Raw genomic sequence first — 18623 nt, 5'->3', positions numbered from 1 at the left:
GATTACTTATCTATTCGTATGCCTTGAACATATACATTTACCTTGTCTACTTTAAGGCCGGTAAAGTTTTCGATGTTGAATTTTACTTTGTCTATGATATTTTTGCATACGACAGATATTTTTATCCCATATTCCAGGATAACATACATATCAACAGTTACAAGATTGTCCCGAATATATACCTTAATTCCTTTTGTAAGGGACTCAGTCTTTAGTAGTTCAAACAAACCATCCTTAGCATTCTTTGCAGCCATTCCAACGATGCCATAGCTCTCCATTGCAGACATTCCAGCCAGTGAGGCGAATACACTGTCATCTATGATCAAGCTGCCATATTCTGACTTGGTTCTTACAGGCATTTTCATCCCCTCCAATGATAATAGTTGCTATCCACATTATTTTACAATATAATAATACAAAGTTCAACTAATTAAGCATTTGAGTGCCAAAATTGGGTTGCAATTTTATATCCAGATGTGTTAAAATGTAATATGTTGCAGAGAAATAATTATTATTATTCAATATTCTCTATGGTTGTTAAGGAGGTGTTTTCATGGCTAGGATATGTGAGGTTTGTGGGAAAAGCAAAGCATTCGGAAATAAGGTAACCTTCTCAAATAAAAAGAGTTCAAGGTCCTGGGCTCCAAACATAAGAAGAGTTAAGGCAGTCGTTAATGGTTCAACAAAGAGAATCAATGTCTGCACAAGATGTCTAAGATCAGGTTATGTTCAAAGAGCAATTTAGTTTGAGTAAAAAAGAATGAAAAGCTTACAATGCGATATTGCAATGTAAGCTTTTTTTATTTAGTCACGTGCTTTAATAATAAGAGCTTCCCCTTTATGGCAGATTACGGTCCCTTCGTTCTTCACTATATAATTGCTTACTCCTAGGCTGCTTCCCATAATCAAGCATTTATGATCAAGAGGATAATGAAAACCCTTAAGGCTGATTTCCGCTCCGATATCTGAAATGGGCAGAACTGAGATATAGGTTCCCTCATTCTTCATGCTCACAGCATTTACTCCTCGAATATAGGTCACACTATTATACTCATCTATAATGGTCCCATTTAGTCCCAGATCGTAAATATACCTCAAACTAAATATATTTGACAGCGTATGGTCAAGCCTATAGCCAGTACCTCCCAAGATAGTTATATCATCAACATTCAATTCATTAAGAACATCGATTGCCAGTTCAGTGTCCGTCTTGTCTTTTTCTACAGGATGGCGAACGACACTGGTGATACTTATATCGATCTCAGCAAGCAATGACTTGTCTACCGAATCAAAGTCACCGACAAGATAGTCGGGTTTTACATCTACTGCATTAAGATGCTTTAGTCCACTGTCAGCAGCAACCACAATATCAAAATCAGGGATTATCTCTTTTAATTTTTCAATACTGATACAATTACCACCAGCTATTATGATACCTTTCATATAATCAACCTACCTCATCAATTTTTGGATCGGCTTCCAAATTATCATTAGTACGATGATTGATATCAACAATTCAGGTACTAAATACGATGCATTGTACACTATAGAGTATATCCAGGGATTCTGATCGCCAGCATACTCAGCGAAGTATACTACTCCTGATAACACATGCGACAGCATCCTTCCAATTATTGCTATTGCGACGCCAAGGACTATAATTGGATACTTGATTTGTGCTTTGTCTCTACTCATAATATATACTAGTCCAGCGAGACCAAGTGCGCCATAAGCCAGTGGATAATCCAGCAAGAATTGAAGCGGATGTACGAAATAAGGCTTTAGAACGAAGTCCAGCAGCCCATAGGATGCACCTACAGCCAATCCTGGTAAAATTCCCCATCTCATCGAGAACAGCAGAATGGGTATCATGCTCCCTGCAGTTACACTTCCTCCATTTGGTGCCTGATAAATCTTAACGTAGCTTAATAATGCAGATAGCGCTATCATCATACCGCCTTCTGCCAGCATTAAGGTTTTGCTTCTTTTTTTGTCCACTTTCATCCTCCCTTTCTGCAACAGCAAAAGAGCTATAAAAAACTCACCACTTGGAGTGATGAGTATATTTTTTATATACACTTCCCTCCGCTAGAATTACCTAGTTCAGGTCATAAGGGTCGGGATTTCTCCACTCTCAGCTAACGCTCCCCCAGTGCTGTTGATATTTATTTATTTATTCGTACTACCATTATACCACTATTTATGAAAATTTCAATCAATCAATTATTAAAACAGTTCCTTGAATAGCTTTGTCATTTGTTCAGGGTCTCCATGAGAGAATATATCTGATCCTACAACGAGCAAATCTGCTCCAGCCTGCATCACAAGCCTTGCATTATCCAGCTTAATGCCACCATCAACCTCCAATACTATCTCCCTGCCAGAATCATCAATAATCTTCCTGACCTTTCTTATTTTATCTGTTACGGCATTAATGTAGCTTTGCCCACCAAATCCAGGATTTACAGACATAAGTAGTATGAGATCTATATCTTCCAAAATGTAATCCAGGATTTGAAGGGGTGTTGCAGGATTTAATGATACGCCAGCCTTTAAGCCCGCATTTCGAATTTGCTGCAATGTTCGATGCAAGTGAATGGTGGCTTCTGCGTGAACGGTAATAATATCAGAGCCTGCATTGACAAAATCGTCTATAAACCTCTCAGGTCTGTCTACCATAAGGTGTACATCAAATGGCAGCTTGGTTATCTTTCTTAGCTTCGATACTACGGGTGCTCCAAAGGTAATGTTAGGTACGTAGATACCATCCATGACATCGAGATGGATATAGTCAGCTCCACCATTCTCGACGCTCTTTATCTCGTCTCCTAGCCTTGAAAAATCAGCTGATAGAATAGATGGTGCAATCAAAGGCATATCAGTATTTCCTCCTCTTTCTTAGTTCGTCCAGTATAGCAAGGTAATTTTTGTATCTGTCTTCTCCAATTAATCTCTTAGATACTGCTTCCTTAACACCGCAGCCAGGCTCGCTGTCGTGAAGACAGCTTAAAAATCTGCAATCTGCAGCAAACTTCCCAAATTCTCTGTAATAATCACGAAGATCCTCAGGCTTTTCTACAAAATCCAGGGACAATGAGCTGAAGCCGGGAGTATCCAAAACATAGGAATCATTGCCAAGAGACAGTAGTTCAACATGTCTTGTGGTATGTCGGCCTCTTGCAGTTTTTCTGCTGATTTGACTGGTCTGAAGCTTAAGGGACGGATCGATAGCATTTAAAAGGGATGATTTTCCAGAGCCTGAGGCACCTGCAAACACGCTGGTATGTCCCTTAAGGTGCTCCTTTAACAAATCCACTCCATCACCTGACTTAGTGCTGGTCAATATGGATACAAATCCAGCGTCTTCATACATTGCTTTTAGGTCACACGCTCTTTCAAAATCAACATCGCTTTTATTTATGCAAAATACAATACTCAAATCCTGTTCCTCAGCCATAATGACCATCTTGTCAACCAGCCATAGATTTGGTTCGGGATCTCTTGTGCTTAAAACTATTATCGCCTGATCCACATTTGCGACAGGAGGCCTGAGAAGCTCTGATTTTCTTTCTAAAATCTCTTCGACGTATCCTGTGCCAGAATCGCTGTCCATCCTTATTTTTACTCTATCGCCGACCAAAGGTTTTAGGTTTTGCTCCCGAAAAAGACCCCTTGCCCGGCATTCAATAATTTCATCATTAGAAATGACATAGTAAAAACCACCTATACCTTTGATGATTCTACCCTCTCTCATAGTTAGGACTCTTTTACTCTTGTATATTGATAAATATCGTCATAATATACATCAAACTCGGCACCAGGAGTCCCTGAAACAGTCACTTGGAACGCCCCGTCCTCCTGCTTGTGAATGGCTGAGTAGACCATAGTCGTGATCCCATCCTGTCTTCTATATATAACTACATTGGTCTCATCCCTGTCCTCAAAAGGTCTTAGAACAAATGAAAAGCTTGTCTCCTCCTGAGCTGGAGGTGAAGTCGGATCCTCCGGATTTTCAGCAGGATCAGGCATTGTCGTATCCGGACCTGAGCTGACATACAAGTCGACGGCAGTGTTTGTCTCAAGAGGAGTTCCCGGCTCATATGACTGCCAAAAGACCTCATTCGCAGGCACTGTATTATTTGCCTCGTATTTGACCTCTCCTACCACAAGTCCTAGCCCGACTATTTCATTCATTGCTTGACTAATACTAAGCCCTTTAAGCTGGATCATAATGACCTCTGTAGTCTCCTGACCTTTGCTTACGACTACTCCTATCCTTGTATTTGGTTCGACTTCTGTCCAGGCTTCAATTTCCTGACTAATGACAACATCCAAAGGTATATCCTCTGAAAATTCGTATGAAACGTCGATCCTCAGATTTGCCTTATTAACAAGATCCTCGGCTTCAATCAAGGTTCGATTCATAAGAAGTGGAACTGATACAAGGTTAGTTCCGCTACTAATGGTAACTCCAACTGGATAGCCAGCCTTTATTCTGACACCCTCGTCAACGTTCTGGTCTATGACTACTCCTGCAGGATACTGTGAATTGCTGATTCTGTTTATCACGTTAAGCTGAAAACCATATTCTTCAGCAATTGCCTTGGCCTCATCCTCAGTACTACCCACTAGATTGGGCATAATTGATTCCTCAGACGAACCCAGCGCCTCCTTCAGTCTAGTGTAGCCTGCAAAAATGGATGTTACCAGTATAAATGCAGCAAGAACGGCGGCTGCGATAACCATCATTTTATTCTTCTTTTCCTGTTTTTTTGAACTTCTTCTAGGCTTGAAAGCTTCATTCATCTCCTCAGATATAGCATCAGTATCGATAGCAGGTATAACCCTGGTCATTTCAGTAGTATCTCCCAATTCTCCTGCAATATTGGGAATATCAGAGCCATTCGCCTTTAATGCTCTTAATAACTCGTCGGCGGTTTGATATCTGTCGCTTTGTCTCTTCCTTGAGCACTTCATGACAATATTACTCAAACTGACAGGTATTGCAGGATCCAACGAAACCGGAGGCGTCATTTCTTCCTGGACGTGCTTCAATGCTACTCCAATGGGGGTATCCCCATTAAAAGGAACCTTACCAGTCAGCATCTCGTACATTACTATTCCAAGGGAATATATGTCGGATTTTTCATCAGTATATCCACCTCTTGCCTGTTCAGGAGAAAAGTAATGCACTGATCCAAGGACACTTGAGGTAGTGGTTATAGTTGATGAGGTAACAGCCCTAGCTATCCCAAAGTCAGTTACCTTTACTCTATTGTCCTCGGTTATCATTATGTTGTGCGGCTTAATATCTCTATGGATGATGTGGTTCTTATGTGCATGAGAAATTGCTTCGGCGATTTGAATAGAGTAGCTTAAAGTTTCATCAGTCGACAGCTTACCCTTTTCATTGATCACTTCCTTGAGTGTTTTCCCCTTGATATACTCCATAACAATGTAGTGAATCTTATCATTACCAGACTCTTCAGATCCGACATCATAAATGTTTAATATATTTGGATGAGAAAGGCTTGCTGCTGCTTGTGACTCTCGTCTGAACTTCCTTATAAAATCATCATCGTTATTGAATTCTTCCTTCAAAACCTTTATAGCAACAAATCTATCCAGTAGATGGCATTTCGCCTTATAGACTATGGCCATACCTCCAGAGCCAATCTTCTCAACTATTTCATATCTGTTTCCCAATATCTTTCCTATCATTATTTCACCCTCTATCAAATTCGTATGGCTATTACGGTGATATTATCCGTTCCGCCATTATCCTTCGCCAGTTCAATTGCCATATTACATGCCTTCTGAAGGTCATCTCTGTCTGCAAAAATACTCAAAAGTTCAATATCTCCAACCATATTTGACAGGCCGTCACTGCATAATATTATAATATCATCTTTTGCAGGCTTTAATATAAGCGTATCCACCTCTATATCCTCACTAGTGCCTACAGCCCTGGTTATGACATTTCGTTGAGGATGATTGACCGCATCCTGTCTGGTTATTTTACCTTCTCGGATCAATTGATTGACCAGCGAATGATCCTCTGTCAATTGAGCAATACCACCATCTCTGAGTATGTATGCCCTGCTGTCTCCAACGTGTCCAATAATAATTTTGTTTTTAAATGCAAAAGCCATAGTAACTGTGGTTCCCATACCAGAACAATCCGGGTCTTCACTGGAACGGCTGAATATAGCTTCATTAGCAATTGAAATCGATTCAACTACTGCATTTTGAGCCTTCACCTCACTGGTCAATGTTTGCTTTACGCGGTCAAGATATGCTGCAATAGAATCTACCGCCATACTGCTTGCCAATTCACCTGCTTTGTGTCCGCCCATTCCATCAGCAATAATATATAGCCTTAAAGATGGATCATTTGAAATGAACAAGCTATCCTGATTAGCCGTTCTAACTACTCCAATATCAGATGCCGCACCTACAAACATTTAACCACCTCATCACTTATTATGTTCAATGAAACTTCTTCTTAATTGTCCGCATGAAGCACTAATATCGCTTCCCATTTCCCTGCGGATGGTAGTAGGTATACCAAATTCAAGAAGCTTTCTTTGAAAAGACAATACCCCTTTTTTTTCGGGTCTTCCCTTATTGTATTCCTTAATAGGATTCAATGGAATGAGATTGACGTGGCAAAGCATACCCTTCATTAGTCTTGCCATCTCCCGTACATCCTCTTCTCTATCATTTTCATTTTCAATCAATGTATATTCAAAGGTTATTCTTCTGCCTGTTTTTTCCGAGTAATATTTTAAAGCCTTCAACAGTTCCCCCAACTTGTATCTTTTTGCTATTGGCATAATCTCTGCTCTTTTCTCATCGAAAGGTGAGTGAAGTGATATTGACAAGGTGATCGGTATATCTTTAGCCGCAAGTTCATATATACCTGGTACAACTCCACAAGTTGAAAGTGTAATATTTCTAAGACTTATGTTTCTGCCTTTATCATGATTGATTATATCAAAAAACCTGTCCACATTGCAAAGGTTGTCGAGGGGCTCACCACTGCCCATCAAGACAATATTAGAAATCCTTATATTCAGGTCTTCCTCTGCCAGATAAAGCTGATTCAGCAGCTCTCCTGCAGTTAGATTTCTTACAAGCCCTTCCTTTGTCGAGGCGCAAAAACTACAACCCATCCTGCAGCCTACTTGCGTCGATATACATAGTGAGTATCCATGCTCATATTTCATAACAACACTTTCTATTATGTTGCCGTCATCAAGCAAGTATAGGAACTTAACAGTTGAATCCTGCTCAGAACTGAATTTTTTAAAAATCTTCATATCAGATATAAAATAGTTTTCTTTTAGCTTTCCTCTAAGATCTAAAGGTATCTGCTTTAGCTCGGCTATATCTCTTCCATTATGTTGATGGATAAATCTGAATATCTGCTCAGCTCTATATGCTTTTTCTCCAAGCTCTTCCATTAATTCCTTTATCTCATTTATTTTCATTGAGTTTAATTCCATTAAAATCCCTGCTCTCCAAAGTTTAGATAATCTTCATCCTTCTCTTACCATCTTAGCCATAAAGAACCCATCCGTACCATGAATATTGGGATAAAGCTCCAAATAACCACTATTTTGTGTTGCTGATATTTTTACTCCGTTTGCAAGCTCAATTGGCAATAATCGAAAATCAGTATTTTCCCTCAGAAAATTCGTGACAACATCAAGATTTTCTTGTCTATTGATAGTACACGTGCTATATACAAGTATTCCTCCTGGCTTAATATAACTTGAAGCCGTCTTAAGGATACTTGTCTGGAGTCTTGAAAGCTCTATTAGCTCCTCACTGGTACGCGTCCACTTGATATCCGGTTTTCTCCTTATCAGACCGAGTCCAGAGCATGGTGCATCAACCAGACAATAATCTACTTTGTATTTTAACTTGTCATCGAGTTCTGTGGCATCCCATATTTCAGATTTTATAGATTTTATACCCAATCGCAAGGACAGTTCCTCGATAAGCTTAAGCTTATGAGGATAAATATCCCTTGCTATGATCGTTCCTTTATCGCCAATCCACTGGGCAATATGAGTTGCCTTACCACCTGGGGCACTGCACACATCCAGAATTAATGAGTATTTTTGAGGATTCAGCACTTCTGTAACTAGCATACTTGCTTCATCCTGGATCGTAAAAAGACCGTCATTATACGCACTCAGTCTTGTCATAGACCTGGGATTCTTAATGATTACACAGTCTTTAGAATATTTTCCAGGCTCTGTTTCATATCCCTCGGCTTCAAGTATAGATATTAGGTCAGTGGTATCGATTTTCAGACTATTGTTTCTTATTGTGAATGGTGGAACAGAATTATTAGCTTTTAACAGGTCCTTTGTAAATTCCAGCCCATACTGGATTCTCCATAAATCAACTAAATAATCAGGATGAGAGTACCTTATCCCAAGTTCACTTTCTTGAGACATATACCCTTCGCTCTTGAAATAATCTTTCTTCGAGGAAACCCCTCTAAGAAGTGCATTCACAAATCCTGTAGTCCCTCTATGGCCATACTTCTTGGCAAGATTCACAGCTTCATTAACTATTGCACTCTCAGGTACGGTGTCCATAAACAAGAGCTGATATATAGCTGTTCTTAGAATAATGAGAATTATTGGATGGATCCTTCTGATCTTGACACTGGACGATTCTTTGACTATTTCGTCTATCAATCTCTGATTTTCCAGAACACCGTAAACTAACTCCCTGACAAAGCCTGAATCCTTTCTTTCACTTTTATCTTCTAAAGCTTTTTTTACGGCAAGGGTCGAATAAGCACCTTCGTTCTGTATTCTATTCAATATTTTTATTGCAAGCTCTCTTCCCGATTCCATATCGATGCCTCCATTAAAAAAGAGGGAAGATTCCCCTCTTATCTTTTTCTGTTAAATATTGCAAGTAACCTTAAAAGCTCAGCAAGGGCTACAATAGTAGCTGCAACATATGTTAAAGCGGCGGCATTCAGAACTTTTTTTGAACCTCTTGCACTTTCTTCATCAATAATTCCAGCCTCAAGCTGTTCAAGTGCTCTTTTACTAGCATTAAACTCAACAGGAAGCGTTACTATCTGGAACAAAACCACTCCAAGGAACAAAGCTATTCCTATGTCAATAAAGAATGGGCTTATGATCATTCCAATAAAAATGAATACCCATACAAGTCTGGACCCAAAACTTGCTACAGGAGCCAGAGCGCTCCTCAAGGATAGAGGGAAGTAGCTGTTTGCGTGCTGTATAGCATGTCCAACCTCATGGGCTGCCACACTAACTGCTGCAATACTGCTTCCTCCATATACATTTTGCGAAAGCCTTACGACTTCAGTCCTTGGATCATAGTGATCGGTTAGACTTCCAGCGACATTTTCAACTCTGACATTATACAGTCCATTCTTGTCAAGGATGAACCTTGCGACCTGAGATCCTGTAAGGCCTGTCTGACTTGGTACTTGAAGATATTTTGAAAATGTGCTCTTGATTTTCATCTGAGCATACATCGAAAAGAAAAGAGCCGGTAGGACCAGCATAAACCAAGTATTGTCATAAAATCCTGTATACATAATATCCATCTCCTCTATAAAATGTAGCCTTCCTCGATTTTATTCCCTAACAAAAATGCAGAGACTTCCACAGGCTTCTTATTTGGGAATTGTAATTCCTTAATTATAACAAACCCATCTCCAGCTGCCACCTTTATTCCATCTTTATCTGCCTTGACGATAGTGCCAGGTGGAATATTATGATTTTGCTTTATCGAATCAGCCTTCAGAATTCTTACCTTTTCGCCCTTGTAGAATGAAAATGCGTTCGGCCATGGGATCAAACCTCTAATCATGTTCCTTATATTATCAGAAGGCTTACTCCAATCAATCCTGCCTGTATTTTTATACAACATAGGAGCGTAGCTGCTTTCCCCATGATCCTGTGGTACATATGAGGCTTCTCCGTTAATAATATCATCTATAGCTCTAACTATAAGTTCTGCACCAAGGACAGATAGTCTGTCATGCAACTCTTCAGCAGTATCTTCATCGTCAATCTGAGTCTCAGCCCTTAAAACAATCGGACCGGTGTCAAGGCCCTTTTCCATTTTCATTATTGTTACACCTGAAATGCTCTCACCGTTTATGACAGCCCAATTTATTGGAGCTGCTCCTCGATACCTGGGAAGAATGGAAGCATGTATATTCAAGCAATCATATTTAGGAATTTTTAACAGCTCCTCTTTGAGTATCTGCCCGTATGCTGCCACAATAATGAAGTCAGGGTCAATGGACCTTAGCATATCGATAGTTTCTGCATCATTTACATTTTCAGGCTGGTGGACCGTTAATCCCAGATCAATAGCCACTTCCTTGACAGGTGTCGGTTGAAGTTTGTTCCCTCTTCCTTTGGGCTTATCCATCTGGCTTATCACTAGAGGTATTTGAAATCCCCTATCAAAAATCGCCCTCAGGGCAGGCACTGCGAATGCCGGGGTACCCATATAAACTATCTTCATTCCTCATCATCCTCTTGAGCTTCATTGTATATATCAGTTGCCAGATCAGTATATAGTATGCCATCCAGGTGGTCTATCTCATGACAAAATACTCTCGCCAAATATCCAGTCGGCTCCATTACAAGGTGGTCTCCATCCTCATTCATAAACGTAACTTTTATTCTTTCGGGTCTCTCTACAGTCCCTCGCATTTGTGGAACGGAAAGACAGCCCTCAATATCTTTTATTGCTCCGTCTTTTTCAACAATTATTGGATTGATTGCCTTAATAGGTTTTTCACCCACATCTATTACTATGACTCTCTTTAAAACTCCTACCTGAGGAGCTGCCAATCCAATCCCATTAGCTGCACGCATTGTTTCTACCATATCCTCTAACAACTCAAGTAACCTTTTATCGATTTTTTCTACATCTCTGGATCTTTTCCGAAGGATTGGATCTCCTTCAACTCTTATTTGTCTAAGCGCCATTCTTATCCTCCTACAAAATACTGACAGGGTCAAGATCGATACTGACCTTTATGTCATTCTGACGTATTCTTTCCTTATCTTCAATGAATACCCTATCAAGAGCATCAGCTACCTGTTTTTGGATATTGTAACCAAACTTTAACACTATTTGATATCTATGATTTCCGTTTATTTTCTCCAGTGGAGCAGGATGCGGACCCAGTATCTCCACTTCATTATTATCACCTATGACCCCCTTAAGTAACAGGTGCCACTTTTCGACTGCGAATTTAACTCTATTATTGTCTTTCCCGAATACAGTTATAACTCCCATCCTTAAAAATGGAGGGTACTTCAACGCCTTTCGAAGCTTTATTTCCTCATCATAAAAACCCTTATAATCACTGTTCCTGGAGAATTGAATGCTATAGTGCTCAGGATTATAAGTCTGTAATATGACTTTCCCTACCCATTCCCCTCTTCCAGCTCTTCCGGCTACCTGAGTCGTGAGCTGAAAGGTTCTCTCTGGAGATCTAAAATCAGGAAGATTTAGGGTTATATCCGCAGCAATAATCCCAACGACTGTTACATTTGGGAAATCCAAGCCCTTAGATATCATTTGAGTACCTATCAGTATATCTATTTCTCCCTGCTTCATCGATGTCAGTATTCTTTCATAGTCAACTTTGTTTCTTACTGCATCACTGTCCATACGCACTATTACTTTCCCAGGGAACATTTTATTAAGCATTTCCTCGACTTTTTCCGTTCCTACACCGAACCCCCTTATATAGCTGCTTCCACAAATGGGACATAATATCGGAATAGGTTTTGTACTTCCACAATAGTGACACCTTAGCCGACTGTTGCTTTTGTGATAAGTCATGCTAACCTCGCAGGAATCACATTTGGAAACATAACCGCAGGAACGACAGACAATAGAACCAGAGTAACCTCTACGGTTCAGGAATATTATTATCTGCCTTCCGTCTCCCAATGCTGCTTTCATTTCCTCGTAAAGTAGCCTGCTGACCATAGACCTGTTTCCTTCTGACAGCTCCTTTCGCATGTCAACAACCTGTATTTCGGGGAGCTGCATCGGTGTAGCTCTGGTGTTTATCTCTAACAGTTTAAGATCACCTTTTAAAGCCCGGTAATATGTCTCCACAGAAGGTGTGGCAGTCCCGAGGACTAGGGTGCTTCCTGACATAGAGCACCTTTTCATTGCTACCTCATAGGTGCTGTACTTTGGATTTATGGATGATTTATAGGTGTTTTCATGCTCTTCATCGATGACTATAAGGCCGAGGTCATTGAATGGAGCAAAGATTGCAGATCTCGCTCCAACAACAATCTTGTATTCTCCGGATTTTATTCTTCTCCATTGATCAAATCTCTCTGTCTGGGTCAATCCGCTATGAAGTATAGCTACCTTGTTGCCAAATCTCCCTGCAAATCTATCTATTGTTTGAGGTGTTAGAGCTATTTCAGGAACGAGTATAATTGAGTCTTTACCTTTGCTAAGCATTCCTTCCACCAGCTGAAGATAAATTTCTGTCTTGCCGCTTCCAGTTATACCATGGATCAGGAAAGCTTCTCCTGGATGGCCTTCTATTGAACTGTAAACCTTTCTTTGAGAGCTGTTTAGTTCAATTTTTGAATATCTGGCAACATCGATTCCAATAGGGGATTCCTGTATGCTCTTTTCAATTATTTCTACCATATTTCTCGCTTCCAGGATTTTTAGTACACTTAAGCTGGTATTGCAATTTTGCAACAAATCTGAGACAGGGATTTCAAAGCTACCCCAAATCTCATCCCATAAAAGCTGTTGCTTTGTAGCTCTATGCCCAATTATACCCAGTCCTTCGTTGTATTGCATTATTGGCTTTACAAATTTTTGTGTCTTTCCTTTACCAAGTTGAGCTATATCAAAGCTTAGTTCAATCAGCTGCTTTTCCTCCAAATCCTGGATCGCTGTCATCAAACCGGCTGTATCCAATCTTTCTTTTAGTTCATCAATAATTACAGCCTTCCCATCGGCGATATGCTCCATAATTTGTCTTTGAAGTTTCGATAATTCTTCCGTTTCTACAAATTTTGAAATTTTGATATAGGTCTTGATCTCACGGAAGTCGCCAGGAGGCAGCACTGTTTGTATTGCTTCCGAGAAGCTGCACAAGTATTCATTCTTCATCCAATATGCAAGCTGTATCATATCCGTATCAACAAGAGGATTTTTATCAAGAACATCAAGAATGTTTTTATATTTGAAATCACTTGATGCTGAATCTTCTATCGATACCACCATACCTATTTCAAGCTTATTAAAACGCCCAAACGGAACAACTACTCTCTTGCCTGGTTCAATTATTTTGGCCAGCTCTTCCGGAATCCTATAGGTATATGGTTTGTCAGCCTTAGCTGATTTTTGATTCACAATGATTTCTGCATATGACATTCCTTTACCTCCAAATTAACCCTCTACTTATTCTTAATTATTTCCATTGCTTTATTCAATATCTCCTTAGACAATTGATCTTTGGACATTATTGGATACTGTGTCTGCTGTCCGTTATTTTCAATAATTGTGGCAATGTTGGTATCTCCCTTAAAACCTGCCCCTTTCATTGTGACATCATTTGCAACGATAAAGTCAAGATTCTTTTCCTTAAGCTTTCTTGAGGCATACTCCAGAATGTTGTCTGTTTCAGCAGCAAAACCAATGATAATTTGGTTGGTTTTTTTCTGCCCATAGTATGCTGCTATATCAGGATTCTTATCGAACTTTACTGTAATTCCTGAGTTGTCCCCGGGTATTTTCTTTATTTTTGTTGTACTGACCCTTTCCGGTTTGAAGTCAGATGGTGCAGCAGCTTTGATCAAGATGTCACAGGCATCAAAATACTCACCTATTGCATCAAGCATGTTTTGAGTTGTATCAACCTTAATTACCTTTACACCTTTAGGTTCAGGGATACTTGTAGGACCTGAAATTAAAATGGTTTCAGCACCTCTTGAAGCTGCTTCTCTTGCAATGGCATATCCCATTTTGCCGCTGGAGTGATTGGTAATATACCTTACTGGATCCAAAGGCTCAATAGTAGGCCCCGCTGTAACTATAACCTTCTTTCCGGTCATATCTTTCTCGACCAAACTAAATCTTATATATTCAACTATGTCTGCTGGCTCAGCCATCTTACCCGGCCCAATATCACCGCAAGCCAGTCTCCCTTCACCTGGTGGAACAAACTCGTGGCCAAGGGCTTCAAGCTTTTTGATGTTTTCCTGAGTTATCGGATTTAAAAACATATTGGTATTCATCGCCGGAGCAAAAATTATTTTTGCAGTTGAAGCCAAGATAACAGTAGTCAGCATATTGTCTGCGACTCCATTAGCTATTTTTGCAATGGTATTGCCAGTAGCTGGAGCAACTACAATTACATCCGCTTTTTTTGCCAATGTTATATGCTCGACATCCACATAATCCAACAGTCCAAACAGGTCTGTATGGACCTTGCTCTGAGCCATTGTCTGGAACGTCAAGGGCGTAACGAATTTTTGAGCTGACTCAGTCATTATAACATCTACAGATGCACCTTCCTTAATCAGTCTGCTGACAAGATCTGCAGCTTTGTACACAGCTATTCCACCAGTAACACCGAGTATAACGTTCTTTCCCTTAAGCATTTCATCACCTACTTTAGACTATTTAGGTTAGGAGTCTTATAATTTATCTTTCCCTCAGCAATTTCATCAAGAGCTATAGTTACGGGCTTACTTGCTTTGGTTTCAACTTTTGGTTCATCTCCTTCAACTAATTGTCGAGCTCTCTTTGCTGCGACCATAACAAGAGTATATCTGCTTTCCCCTTCAAGCTTATGTTCCTTTATCCTATTTGACATTTACTGTTCCTCCTTGCATTGTAACAAGCTTTTTAATGTCATTATGCCTTTTAACTCTAAGCTTCTCTGAATGTATTATAGCCTCAATATCGGCAACGGCATTCTCAACCTTGTCGTTGACGACAAAAAAGTCATACTCACCTACAAAATCAAGCTCCTTAAAAGCATTGGAAAATCTCCTTTTTATATCTTCATCTGTTTCTGTTCCCCTCTTTATTATACGGGATCTCAGTTCATCCATTGTCGGAGGAAGAAGAAATATAAATACTGCTTCCTTATAATTTTTCTTTATTTGCAGAGCACCCTGTACATCAATTTCCAGAAATACTATCTCTCCTTTTTCAATCTGCTTAAATACAAAATCCTTAGGAGTGCCATAATAATTGGAATGAACGAAGGCATGTTCCAAGAATCCTCCTTCGTCAGCCATAATCCTGAACTCATCCTCTGACATGAAGAAGTAGTTCTCGCCATTTATTTCCCCGTCTCTTGGTTTTCTTGTCGTAGCTGATACAGAGTATACTATATCATCTCTTTTATCCAACAAAGCCTTACTGATAGTACCTTTTCCGCTACCCGATGGCCCGGAAAGCACTAATAAAAATCCTTTTGCCATTTTAAACCACCAACCCTCATTATTATTCATGCACTTCCTCTTTGGTGTGCAGCCTGTGAGCTATAGTCTCAGGCTGCAGTGGTGTAAGGACTAAATGTCCGCTGTCCATTACAATTACAGCTCTTGTCCTCCTTCCATAGGTAGCGTCAATAAGATTGCCCTGATCCTTTGACTCCTGGATCAGTCTCTTGACAGGTGCAGATTCCGGACTGATAACGGAAACTATCCTGTGGGATGCAACAACATTCCCAAAGCCTATGTTTATAAAGTAAGACACCATCCAACTCACCTCGCTTATTCGATGTTCTGTACCTGCTCTCTTATTTTTTCGATCTCTGATTTCAAATCGACGACTTTGTTGACGATAATTGAATCGCTCGATTTGCTGCCTATTGTATTTACTTCTCTGTTAAATTCCTGGATCAGAAAGTCCAATTTTCTTCCGACTGCCCCATCTTCCTCGATAATAGATCTGAATTGAGCAATATGGCTGTTCATTCTTGTCAACTCTTCATCTATGCTGCTTTTATCAGCATAGATCGCTACTTCCATGGCAAGTCTGTCCTGGTCGATAATAGCTGGTTCCTCCAACAATGCAGCTATTCTTTCATTTAACTTTCTTCTATATTCTTCGACAACTAATGGTGATCTGATTTTCACTTCCGAGGTAATTTCTTCGATTTTGCCAAGCTTTTCAAGCATATCAAGCTTCAATTGCTGGCCTTCAGACTCTCTCATAACTACTATCTGAGAGAGAGCTGAGTCAATAGCTGAACGCAACGTTTCCCATACTGATGCCTCATCAAGGTCTCTTTTTTCAGTCCTTATAACATCTGGGATCGAAAGAATATTACTGAGTCTTATACTGTCTTCAATCTGCAATTGATCCTTCAAATCCGATAGTGCATTTTTAAAGTTCATGGCAAGTGGTATATCTACCTTTACCTCTAATGAAGAGATACTCTCAAAATCCAGATTGATAAACACATCGACTTTTCCACGGCCAAGCTTCTCCTTAATAAGTTTCTTTATACTTTCTTCCAAATATATCAAATACCTTGGAAGTTTTACAGTAATATCAAGATATCTGTTATTTACTGATTTCAGCTCCACTTTTATCCTGAAACCGCTGCTCGATGCCTCACCTTTTCCATAACCTGTCATACTCTTCAGCAATGTGACACCCCCTTTAGTATCAAACTCTAATTATAGCTACATATATGAAAAAGGCTATAATTTGTTAAGAATTATTAATATTCGAGGCTCAAAATGTGAGATTTACATATAGTATAATATTTGTGCTATACTATTTTAAAAAGCTAACGGAGGATATTATGTCTTATGACGGAATAGTGACCCGCGCAGTAGTAAATGAGCTAAGAGACAAGATTCTCGGCGGCAGGGTCGATAAAATATACCAGCACGAAAAGGATGAACTTACTATTACAATTTATAGCAAGGGAATCAATCAAAAACTCTTGGTATCTGCAAGCAGCAACACACCAAGATTATACCTTACACGGCTTGCTTTTAAAAATCCGGACACACCACCCATGTTTTGCATGCTTTTAAGGAAATATCTCATAGGGGGGCATATACTAGACATTCGACAAGAAGGATTAGACAGGGTTGTTACTATTACTGTTTCAGGCACAGATGAGCTTGGGCATGCTCTTAATCGTGAGCTTGTCATTGAGATCATGGGTAAGCACAGTAATATCATGCTGATCGAGGAATCCAGCAAGCGAATACTTGACTCAATAAAAAGAGTACCAGTGGATATTTCACGAATAAGGCAGATCCTTCCAGGGCTTATCTATCACCCCATTCAAAATCAGGATAAGCGGGATCCCTTAAACGTCACCAATACAGAATTTATTGATTTAATAAACAAATCCAGTGGTAATTTGCAGGTATTTAGGTTCCTCTATCAAAGCTTCACAGGCTTAAGCCCGTTGATCGCCAGAGCAATATCTCAAAAAGCTGGTTTAGAACCTGAAAGAACAATGGCTAGTCTTCAGTATCAGGATAAATTATCATTATTTGACGAATTCGAGAATACTATGACTCAAGTGAGAGCAGGCAACTTCAATCCAATGATAGCGAAGAATGAAGATACAGGAACGATAGATGGATTCCACTCACTTTTTTTGGACTACTTTGGTACAAAGGGTATCATATTTTATGATTCAGTTTCTGAAATGTTGGACTCCGTATACTCATCAAAAGATATTTACGACAGGGTTAGTCAGAAATCCTCCTCTCTTAGAAAATTAGTACAAACACGACTTGAGAAAGCTCAAAACAAACTTTCAAAGTTAAGAGAGGAATTACTTGAGAGTTCAGAAAGAGAAAAATATAAGATTTACGCAGATTTGATACAATCAAATCTTCATAGAATACAAAAGGGTACCCGTGTGGCTTTTCTTCAAAATTACTATGATCCGGAAATGGAAGAATTGTCTGTACCTCTGGATGAGAAGCTCGGAGCAGTGGAAAATGCACAGAGATATTATAAAAAATATTCAAAGCTTAAGACTGCCAGCCTGCTGCTGGATAATCAAATAAGTGAAACTGAGGAAGAAATCTCATATCTTGAACACGTCATTATGAGTCTTGAAAACTCCGCTGAGGTGTATGAATTGGAGGAGATAAGGAATGAGCTTGTAAACGAAGGTTATATCTCTATTACCGGTAAACAGGGAATGAAGCGTAAAGATATTATTTCGAAGCCACTTCACTTTGTCTCATCAGACGGATTTAGTATTCTTGTCGGGAGAAACAATAGACAAAATGAAATATTGACTATGAAAACTTCAAAAAAAGAAGATTATTGGCTTCACGTCAAAGGAATCCCGGGAAGTCATGTCATTATACGCACTGAAGGCCGTTCTGTAACTGATAAGACCCTTGAAGATGCTGCTATATTAGCAGCCTGGTTTAGCAAGGGAAGAAACAGCTCAAATATTGAGGTAGACTATACACTTAGAAAGAATGTATGGAAGCCAAAGAATAGCAAGCCAGGATTTGTCAATTATGACAATCAGAGCACTATTGTAGTAACACCAAGCATTTCGCTTATAAATTCAATCAGAAAGGTAGAGGAATGAC

At 39.6% G+C, this 18623-nt stretch carries 20 protein-coding genes and 1 riboswitch; of the genes, 2 read left to right on the top strand and 18 right to left on the bottom strand.

Annotated elements, in window-relative coordinates; all coding sequences use genetic code 11:
• Positions 1-2 precede the first annotated feature (2 nt).
• Positions 3-359 (bottom strand): Asp23/Gls24 family envelope stress response protein, encoded by a 357-nt coding sequence (locus EC328_RS05425; protein WP_128425846.1) that lies wholly within the window; start codon positions 357-359, stop codon positions 3-5.
• 194 nt (positions 360-553) lie between these two features.
• On the opposite strand from EC328_RS05425, the gene rpmB reads away from it, so the two are divergent.
• Complete coding sequence (gene rpmB / locus EC328_RS05420; protein ID WP_128425845.1) at positions 554-745, top strand: 50S ribosomal protein L28; 192 nt, start codon at positions 554-556, stop codon at positions 743-745.
• Between the two features lie 59 nt (positions 746-804).
• Here the strand turns inward: rpmB and EC328_RS05415 are convergent, their stop codons facing one another.
• The 17 genes from EC328_RS05415 to EC328_RS05335 all read right to left on the bottom strand — a co-directional run bounded on the left by EC328_RS05415 (position 805) and on the right by EC328_RS05335 (position 16688).
• Positions 805-1443: a thiamine diphosphokinase gene (locus tag EC328_RS05415; protein WP_128425844.1), complete on the bottom strand. Its 639-nt coding sequence runs from the start codon at positions 1441-1443 to the stop codon at positions 805-807.
• Positions 1444-1452: 9 nt separating this feature from the next.
• Entirely contained in the window at positions 1453-1998 is a 546-nt protein-coding gene (gene thiT / locus EC328_RS05410) for an energy-coupled thiamine transporter ThiT (protein WP_240671534.1), read from the bottom strand.
• A gap of 65 nt (positions 1999-2063) precedes the next feature.
• Positions 2064-2161, bottom strand: a riboswitch (TPP riboswitch).
• Positions 2162-2226: 65 nt separating this feature from the next.
• Complete coding sequence (gene rpe, locus EC328_RS05405; RefSeq protein ID WP_128425842.1) at positions 2227-2877, bottom strand: ribulose-phosphate 3-epimerase; 651 nt, start codon at positions 2875-2877, stop codon at positions 2227-2229.
• Position 2878: 1 nt separating this feature from the next.
• Positions 2879-3754, bottom strand: a complete 876-nt coding sequence (gene rsgA, locus EC328_RS05400; protein WP_128425841.1) for a ribosome small subunit-dependent GTPase A — start codon at positions 3752-3754, stop codon at positions 2879-2881.
• Positions 3755-3756: 2 nt separating this feature from the next.
• Complete coding sequence (gene pknB / locus EC328_RS05395; RefSeq protein WP_128425840.1) at positions 3757-5721, bottom strand: Stk1 family PASTA domain-containing Ser/Thr kinase; 1965 nt, start codon at positions 5719-5721, stop codon at positions 3757-3759.
• Between the two features lie 14 nt (positions 5722-5735).
• Positions 5736-6464: a Stp1/IreP family PP2C-type Ser/Thr phosphatase gene (locus tag EC328_RS05390; RefSeq protein WP_128425839.1), complete on the bottom strand. Its 729-nt coding sequence runs from the start codon at positions 6462-6464 to the stop codon at positions 5736-5738.
• Between the two features lie 12 nt (positions 6465-6476).
• The gene (gene rlmN / locus EC328_RS05385) at positions 6477-7508 is read right to left on the bottom strand and encodes a dual-specificity RNA methyltransferase RlmN (RefSeq protein ID WP_128425838.1); all 1032 of its coding nucleotides are present in this window, start codon (positions 7506-7508) and stop codon (positions 6477-6479) included.
• A gap of 33 nt (positions 7509-7541) precedes the next feature.
• Complete coding sequence (gene rsmB / locus EC328_RS05380; protein ID WP_128425837.1) at positions 7542-8879, bottom strand: 16S rRNA (cytosine(967)-C(5))-methyltransferase RsmB; 1338 nt, start codon at positions 8877-8879, stop codon at positions 7542-7544.
• Between the two features lie 38 nt (positions 8880-8917).
• The gene (locus EC328_RS05375) at positions 8918-9601 is read right to left on the bottom strand and encodes a zinc metallopeptidase (protein ID WP_206363932.1); all 684 of its coding nucleotides are present in this window, start codon (positions 9599-9601) and stop codon (positions 8918-8920) included.
• Between the two features lie 14 nt (positions 9602-9615).
• Positions 9616-10542: a methionyl-tRNA formyltransferase gene (gene fmt / locus EC328_RS05370; protein ID WP_128425835.1), complete on the bottom strand. Its 927-nt coding sequence runs from the start codon at positions 10540-10542 to the stop codon at positions 9616-9618.
• Positions 10539-11012: a peptide deformylase gene (gene def / locus EC328_RS05365; RefSeq protein ID WP_128425834.1), complete on the bottom strand. Its 474-nt coding sequence runs from the start codon at positions 11010-11012 to the stop codon at positions 10539-10541. Before def ends, fmt begins: the two co-directional genes overlap by 4 nt.
• 10 nt (positions 11013-11022) lie before the next feature.
• Positions 11023-13452 (bottom strand): primosomal protein N', encoded by a 2430-nt coding sequence (priA, locus tag EC328_RS05360; protein WP_128425833.1) that lies wholly within the window; start codon positions 13450-13452, stop codon positions 11023-11025.
• A gap of 23 nt (positions 13453-13475) precedes the next feature.
• On the bottom strand, positions 13476-14681 hold the full coding sequence (gene coaBC / locus EC328_RS05355; protein ID WP_128425832.1) for a bifunctional phosphopantothenoylcysteine decarboxylase/phosphopantothenate--cysteine ligase CoaBC: 1206 nt from the start codon (positions 14679-14681) through the stop codon (positions 13476-13478).
• Positions 14682-14689: 8 nt separating this feature from the next.
• Positions 14690-14896 (bottom strand): DNA-directed RNA polymerase subunit omega, encoded by a 207-nt coding sequence (rpoZ, locus tag EC328_RS05350; protein WP_128425831.1) that lies wholly within the window; start codon positions 14894-14896, stop codon positions 14690-14692.
• Positions 14886-15512 carry a guanylate kinase gene (gene gmk / locus EC328_RS05345; RefSeq protein ID WP_128425830.1) on the bottom strand — a complete coding sequence of 209 codons (627 nt, stop codon included), beginning with the start codon at positions 15510-15512 and terminating at the stop codon, positions 14886-14888. The genes rpoZ and gmk overlap by 11 nt, the downstream gene beginning before the upstream one ends.
• Before the next feature lie 22 nt (positions 15513-15534).
• Positions 15535-15792 carry a DUF370 domain-containing protein gene (locus EC328_RS05340; protein WP_128425829.1) on the bottom strand — a complete coding sequence of 86 codons (258 nt, stop codon included), beginning with the start codon at positions 15790-15792 and terminating at the stop codon, positions 15535-15537.
• A gap of 14 nt (positions 15793-15806) precedes the next feature.
• Complete coding sequence (locus tag EC328_RS05335) at positions 15807-16688, bottom strand: YicC/YloC family endoribonuclease (protein ID WP_128425828.1); 882 nt, start codon at positions 16686-16688, stop codon at positions 15807-15809.
• Positions 16689-16846: 158 nt separating this feature from the next.
• On the opposite strand from EC328_RS05335, the gene EC328_RS05330 reads away from it, so the two are divergent.
• Positions 16847-18622: an Rqc2 family fibronectin-binding protein gene (locus EC328_RS05330; protein WP_128425827.1), complete on the top strand. Its 1776-nt coding sequence runs from the start codon at positions 16847-16849 to the stop codon at positions 18620-18622.
• Position 18623 lies beyond the last annotated feature (1 nt).

Origin of the sequence: Gudongella oleilytica (assembly GCF_004101785.1) — a bacterium.
GTDB lineage: Bacteria > Bacillota > Clostridia > Tissierellales > Tissierellaceae > Gudongella > Gudongella oleilytica.
The sequence above is the reverse complement of the archived record's forward strand: the minus strand, read 5'-3'. Positions and strand labels throughout refer to the sequence as shown.